Origin of the sequence: Brevibacterium sp. S22 (genome assembly GCF_004745485.1) — a bacterium.
Taxonomy (GTDB): Bacteria; Actinomycetota; Actinomycetes; order Actinomycetales; family Brevibacteriaceae; genus Brevibacterium.
This window is the reverse complement of record NZ_RHFG01000011.1, coordinates 122,489-129,152: the sequence shown is the minus strand read 5'-3', so window position 1 is coordinate 129,152 and position 6,664 is coordinate 122,489. Positions and strand designations below refer to the sequence as shown.

The following is a 6,664-nucleotide window of genomic DNA, read 5'->3' as shown; positions in this document are numbered from 1 at the left end:
ACTCCCTTGGTTTCAGGGGGTGGACAGCCTTCTGATCAAGTTACCGAGGTGGGCCGAGCTGGTGCCGGCCGCACCATCCATGTGATCGGACAAATCGAGGTCACGACACCACTGTGTGGGTCAGCGCAAGGTGGAGTCACGATCACGGGATGGAGAGGCCAACACCTACTCTGCCAGCCAGTCCCAGACCAGCCACTGTCAATACTCACAGCGCAAGGTTGCAGAGCCGCCGTCGGGTAGCAAGTTGAGGGTGAGGTTCAGCGTTCTGCCAGCCCGGGCCGGAATAATTGTGACAAGCCGCCCACTTGATCACTTTCGGAAGGACCATGGACGACTATCGAAGTCCCGGCTGGGACATCACACTTCGTACCTCAGAACAATTCAATAGCACGCGAGCAGGTGGTCGCCGTTGACCTGGCTGCTCTCGCTGCTCATCGGTCTCCTCGTCATCCTTCTCATCACCGTGGCCACCGGCTACTTCGTGGCTCAGGAATTCGCGTACATGGCCGTCGACCGCTCTCGTCTCGCAGCCCGATCCGCGGCCGGTGATCGCTCCGCCGACCGAGCCCTGGCGATCACCCGCCGCACTTCGTTCATGCTCTCGGGCGCGCAGCTGGGCATCACCGTCACGGGCCTCCTCGTCGGCTACGTCGCCGAGCCCCTCATCGGCACCGCCGTCGGCGAAGCCCTCGGCGGCACCACGATCCCACAGGGCACGGGCATCCTCATCGGCACCGTGCTCGCGCTGCTCGTCTCGACGCTCATCCAGATGCTCTTCGGCGAACTGTTCCCGAAGAACCTGGCGATCGCCCGGCCCGTGGCGCTGGCCACCTGGCTAGCCCGCTCGACGTCGATCTATCTGGCCATGTTCGGCTGGCTCATCACGATCTTCGACAAGGCCTCGAATGCCCTGCTGCGCATCCTCGGCATCGAACCGGTCCACGACGTCGATCACTCGGCAACCCGGCGCGACCTCAAGCACATCGTCGCCGACTCCCGCGACGGCGGCGAGATCGCCGATGACGATTCCCTCATCCTCGACCGCATCCTCGACTTCCCGCAGCAGACGGTCGCCCATGCCACCGTGCCGCGCTCACGAGTCGACGTCATCGGCGTCGACATGTCCCTATCCGAGGTCCGCGACCGTATGGCCGCCGGCCACTCCCGCTACCCCGTGCTCGAGGCTGACGATCAGGTGCTCGGCACGATCGACCTTATCGACGTCCTCGCCGGGGCGGCACCGGCCACCGAGCAGATGCACACCGACGCATCCACTGCCGAAGGGCCGACCACGGGTGAGCCGGGTGCCGATGGACTGGCAACCGCGACCTCGGTGCGCGCCCTTCTGCGTCCGCCGGTCTTCGTCCCCGAATCCCTGGCGCTGCCGGACGCGGTGGCGGCACTGTTCGAACACCGGGAGCAGATGGCCTGCGTCGTCGACGAATACGGCGGCTTCGCCGGAATCCTGACGATGGAGGACCTCGGGGAGGAACTCGTCGGCGACATCGCCGATGAACACGACCACACCGTCGAAGAACTCATCGACGACGGCGACGAGTCCTGGCGAGCACCGGGGACCATCCCCCTCGACGAGGTGGCCCGTGTCCTGCAGCGCGAACTGCCGGCCACCTCGGCGAAGACCTTGTCGGGACTCGTCATCGAGCACGCGAAGGGATTCCCTGCGGTCGATGACCGGGTCACGATCGACCTGCCGCTCGATCCCGCCGACCTCGCCGGCACTGACACCCCGGATCCCGAACATCTGGTCATCGACGTCCTCGAGGTGGCCACGCATGTGCCCTCGGCGCTGCGGATCGGAATCGAGGTGGCACGATGAGCAATCCCTGGGTCATCATCGCGCTCACGATCGCGATCATCGGACTCAGCGCATTCTTCGTCGCTGTCGAATTCGCGCTCATCGCCGCCAAACGCCACCGGCTCGAGGACGAAGCGGCGAACAGCCGATCGGCGCGTGCCGCCTTGCGCAGCTCGACCGAGCTGTCGGTGCTGCTGGCCGGGTCTCAGCTGGGCATCACGGCGTGCACCCTTGCGCTCGGTGCGATCACGAAACCGGCCGTCCACCACTGGATCACTCCGCTCGCCGAGGCGGCCGGACTTCCGCTGTGGATCGCTGATGTCACCGGATTCGTCCTTGCGCTCATCATCGTCACGTTCCTCCACCTCGTCGTCGGTGAGATGGCGCCGAAGTCATGGGCGGTGGCGCATCCGGAGCGGTCGGCGATTCTGCTCGCGCTGCCGATGCGGGCATTCATGTTCCTCACTCGTCCGCTGCTCCACGTGCTCAACAACGCGGCGAACGCCTGCCTTCGCCTCGTGCGGGTCGAACCCGTCGACGAGGTCGATCAGGCGCATACTCCCGAGGACCTGCAGCAGCTGTTGGAGCACTCGGCGCAGGCCGGAACCCTGGAGAAGGAGTCCTCGGCTGCGCTGCTCGGGGCCCTCGAACTCACCCAACTCAGCCTCGACGAACTCGTAGCCGGTCGTCGGGAGCCGACGGCCGTCGGGCCGGACGCGACTGCTGGGGCAGTGCGGGAGGCCTCGCACTGTGACCGTCACCGTCGCATCCTTGTCCGCACCGAACCCGGCGGGTCGCTGAGTCATGTGGTGCATGTCCGGGACGTGCTCGGACTCGCCGATGAGGCACCGATCGCCGAGGCGGCACGCCCCGTCACCGTCCTGCCGGGGTCGATGACCGTCGTACGGGCGTTCGCAGCGATGCGAGAGGAGAGTACGCAGCTGGCACTGGTCGAGAGAGCCGACGGCGGTCATGCGGTCGTCACCGTCACCGATGTGCTCACCCACCTGCTCACCACCGGCGAGATGGCCTCACCGAGCTGACCACCCTCCAGAACTACGTGACGGCGGCTCTGCAACCTGGCGCCAGGTTGCACAGCCGCCGTCGGGTAGCAAATTGGTCGGGCTGGTTACTTCGCCCCGGCGCCCACGGCCGACGATTCCTTCGCAGCCTCCGCATGGCTGCTGCGCGCCACCAGGTTGGCCATGATCGCCAGGATGGTGCCGATCGCCGAGGTGACCACGACGAGCCCGACGGCACCGTGGAAGCCCAGCAGCAGGGAATCGGCCTCACCACGTTCGGCCGCGATCCCCGCGCCGCTGAGCGCACCGTAGATCCCGGCGGCCAGCGAGGTGCCGACACAGCCGGCGATCTGGAAGCTCGTCGAGACCACGGTGACGCCGTGTGGGCTCGACTCATGATCGAGGCTGTACAGGGCGAAGGTCTGTGCCGGCCCGATGACGAACGCAGTGGCAAGAACCGCCGGAATGTAGAGAACGGCGAAGACGAGAATCGAGTCATACCCGGCGCCGACGCCGACGAGCGTGACGAAGACGGCCATCACGAGGAACCCGAGCGGGATCGACCAGCGTCCGCCGTGGCGGTCGAAGAGTCGTCCGGCCACCGGACCGAGCACCACGGTCAGCAGGATGCCCGGAGCCAGGGCCAGCGAGGCGCCCATCGGCGGCAGTCCCTTCGCCGACTGCAGGAACAGTGGGATGACGACGTTCATGGCGAAGACGAACACGAGTCCCAACATCGTCATGACCACGCCGAGGACGAAGGGTCGGCTGGCAAACGGACGCAGATCGAGCAGCGGGTGTTCGATGCGACGCTGCCGAGCGATGAAGACCCACAGGGCGAGCAGACCGACCACGCAGCTTCCGCCGGCGATGAGTGCCGAACCGTCGAAGGCAGCGGTGACTCCGTAGAGGATGCCAACGAGGGCGACCGCGACGAGGAGGAAAGACAGTGTGTCGAACTTCGGGCGTCCGAGCTCGGCGACGGTGCGCAGGAAGACCGCGCCGGCGAGGAGGACGATGAGGCACAGGCCGCCGAAGACCCACATCAGCGTCGTCCACGGTGCGATGGTGAGCAGCATTCCCGAGGTGACGATGGCCACCGAGGGCCCCAGAGTCGTCATCGCGGCCATGATGCCCATGTTCATCCCGAGCCTGTCCCGCGGGGAGACCGCCAGAGTGATGCTCATACCGATCGGGGTGAGCAGGCCGGTGCCGATGGCCTGAAGGAGTCGTCCGATGAGCAGGACTGCGAAGTTCGGTGCCAAGGCGCCGACGACGGAACCTGCGACCATGACCGCGGTGACGCAGACGAACAGCGCCCGGGTCGGGATCCGGTGGTAGAGGACGTTGGCGATCGGCACGAAGATCGCGGCGACGAGGAGGTAGGCCGTGGTCAGCCACTGCACGGTGGCGACATCGACGCCGAGGTCGGCCATGATCGGTGTGAACGCGACGTTGAGGAAGGTCTCATTGAAGGTGGCGAGGAAGGCCGCGGCCGCGGCGACCGCGATCATCCACCCGGCGCGGTGGGGCTTCGCGGAGGCGGGTGTGCCGGCGGACTCTTCTGCGGATCGGGGGCGGGCATTGACGGGCGAGGTCATGAAGTCTCCTGACGTTCGGCGGGTGAAAGCTCGATCGTGCCGTGTCAGAAGGACCCTGTGACCTGGGTCTTCGCGTGTCGTTTCGTCGATGCGGTGCTGGTGGCCGGTGGCGGCCGTGAATGAATGTAGCAGGTTTCGACGATCTTCATAAGCGAGGTCAGATGCATCTATCAATGTATGCATCTGTTATTCTCGGGGTGTGAATGACTTGCTGACACTGCCCTGGCAGAGCACCGACGACTCCTCACCGATCGCTGCCCGGATGGCCGCGTCGACGGCCCGCGAGATCATCGAAGGCCGGCGCAAACCCGGCGAACTCCTCATCGAGGCCGACCTCGCCGAGGCGCACGACGCCAGCCGCACCCCGGCCCGGGAGGCGATGCTTCAGCTCGAGCGCTGGCGCCTCGTCCGCCTCGTCCCGAAGAAGGGTGCGCTCGTGACCACGGTGACTGCCAAGGAGAGGCGTGACCTGCTCGCCGTGCGCTCGATGTTCGAGATCGACGCCGTCCAGACCCTGGCCGACGGAGGCGACCTCGCTGCCCTGGCCGCCGACCTGCGCACCCTGCTCGGCCAGCAGAAGACAGCCCTGGACACCGGCGACCCGCTCGGCTTCGCCAGCGCCGACAACGCCTTTCATGCCCGCCTCATCCGCAGCGGTGAGAACGCCATCGTCACCGAGATGCTCACGACCATGGGCCCTCGCCTGGCCCGCCTGACCTTTCAGGTCGCCATCGAAGCGCCGCACACGCTCGACACGCTCCTGGCAGAGCACGAGGCGCTCACCGACCGCGCCGAGGCGGGCGACCCGACCGGCTTCGCCCGCCTCGTCCGCGTCCACATCGAATGCTCCCACTTCCCGCAGTCCCGCTGAGGAGGATCATGACCGCCCATACCCACACCGCCACGGAGACGGCCGACACCTCCGCCGAGGCGGCTCCCACCGGCCGTGCATGGCTTCGGGTGGCTCCCGCGATGTTCCTGCTCGCGTGGGGCGGCAACCACTTCACCCCGCTCGTGCACATGTACGAAGAAGACGGCGGGTACGCTATCTGGCAGGCGAACCTGCTGCTGGGCATGTACGTGGGCGGGCTCATTCCGGGACTGTTGGTCGCCTCGGCGCTGTCGGATCGTCGCGGACGCAAACCGGTCCTCATCGCCGGATCTCTTGCCGCAATCCTCGGCAGCCTCTTCCTCGCCCTCGGCTTCGATCTGTTCTGGCTGCTCTGCCTGGGGCGGGTGCTCGCCGGCATCGGTGTCGGCGTCGCGATGTCTGTCGGTACGAGCTGGATCAAAGAGCTCTCGGCTCCACCCTTCGACAATGCCGCAGGCATCACCGCCGGGGCACGTCGTCCCGCACTCACCCTGACCTTGGGCTTCGCCCTCGGCGCCCTTGTCACCGGGTGCCTGGCCCAGTGGGGGCCGGCCCCCGAGATGACGCCGTACGCCGTCCACGGGGTGCTCAACCTCGTCGCTCTCATCATCGTCCTCGCTGCTCCCGAATCGCTGCCGAAACATCGACGGTCGCAGCAGCACTGGTGGCAGGGACTGCGGATCCCGCTCGTCGGGCACCGGACCTTCGTCCGCCTCATCGTCCCCGCGGCCCCGTGGGTGTTCGGGGCCGCCGGGGTCGCCTACGCTGTGATGCCCGCGCTGGTCCAGGAGGAGCTGGGGGAGTGGACGACCCTGTTCGCGACCGTGCTCGCCGTTGCCACCCTCGGTGCTGGAGCGCTGGTGCAGAACCTTGTCCCGGCCATCAACCGGTGGACCGGAGGGCGCGGCTTGGTCGTGGGATTGGCGCTGATGACTATTGGAATGGGCTTTGCCGTCATCGCCGCTTTCGTCGCCAACCCGATCATCGCCTTCGTCGTGGCCATCGTCCTCGGCGCCGCTTACGGCATCTGTGTTGTCGCCGGGCTAGTCATCGTTCAAGCCATCGCCGAGCCGAAGGATCTGGCAGGGATCACCGGTGTCTACTATTCGCTGGCCTACTCCGGCTTCCTGCTGCCCACCGTGCTTGCGGCTCTGCTGCCTGTCATGTCCTATAGCGTCTCGCTGGGGGCCGTCGCACTGGTCTGCCTGCTCAGCCTCGGCGCTGTTGCGTTGGCGTCGGCCCGGTCGACTTCGAAGGCGTAGGGCGCGTCATCGACGACGGGTCTGCTGGCTGCGGTCGCAGTTGGCGGTCCCTTCCTCAGCCGAGTCGCCCCGGGTATCGTTCCTCAGAGAGG

At 66.8% G+C, this 6,664-nt stretch carries 5 protein-coding genes; 4 read left to right on the top strand and 1 reads right to left on the bottom strand.

The genetic code is table 11. The features are described 5' to 3' along the window. Positions 1–409: 409 nt before the first annotated feature. Entirely contained in the window at positions 410–1,837 is a 1,428-nt protein-coding gene (locus tag EB835_RS11175; protein WP_135809544.1) for a hemolysin family protein, read from the top strand. Further along, the gene (locus EB835_RS11170; RefSeq protein WP_135809543.1) at positions 1,834–2,859 is read left to right on the top strand and encodes a CNNM domain-containing protein; all 1,026 of its coding nucleotides are present in this window, start codon (positions 1,834–1,836) and stop codon (positions 2,857–2,859) included. The genes EB835_RS11175 and EB835_RS11170 overlap by 4 nt, the downstream gene beginning before the upstream one ends. A gap of 86 nt (positions 2,860–2,945) precedes the next feature. Here the strand turns inward: EB835_RS11170 and EB835_RS11165 are convergent, their stop codons facing one another. Next, positions 2,946–4,439, bottom strand: coding sequence for an MFS transporter (locus tag EB835_RS11165; RefSeq protein ID WP_240688689.1), 1,494 nt, complete (start codon positions 4,437–4,439; stop codon positions 2,946–2,948). 199 nt (positions 4,440–4,638) lie between these two features. Here EB835_RS11165 and EB835_RS11160 point away from each other — a divergent pair, with 199 nt between their 5' ends. Together EB835_RS11160 and EB835_RS11155 are read left to right on the top strand one after the other, a co-directional pair. Next, on the top strand, positions 4,639–5,310 hold the full coding sequence (locus tag EB835_RS11160; protein ID WP_135809542.1) for a GntR family transcriptional regulator: 672 nt from the start codon (positions 4,639–4,641) through the stop codon (positions 5,308–5,310). A gap of 8 nt (positions 5,311–5,318) precedes the next feature. Then, positions 5,319–6,572 (top strand): MFS transporter, encoded by a 1,254-nt coding sequence (locus EB835_RS11155; RefSeq protein WP_240688688.1) that lies wholly within the window; start codon positions 5,319–5,321, stop codon positions 6,570–6,572. The last annotated feature ends 92 nt before the right edge of the window (positions 6,573–6,664 follow it).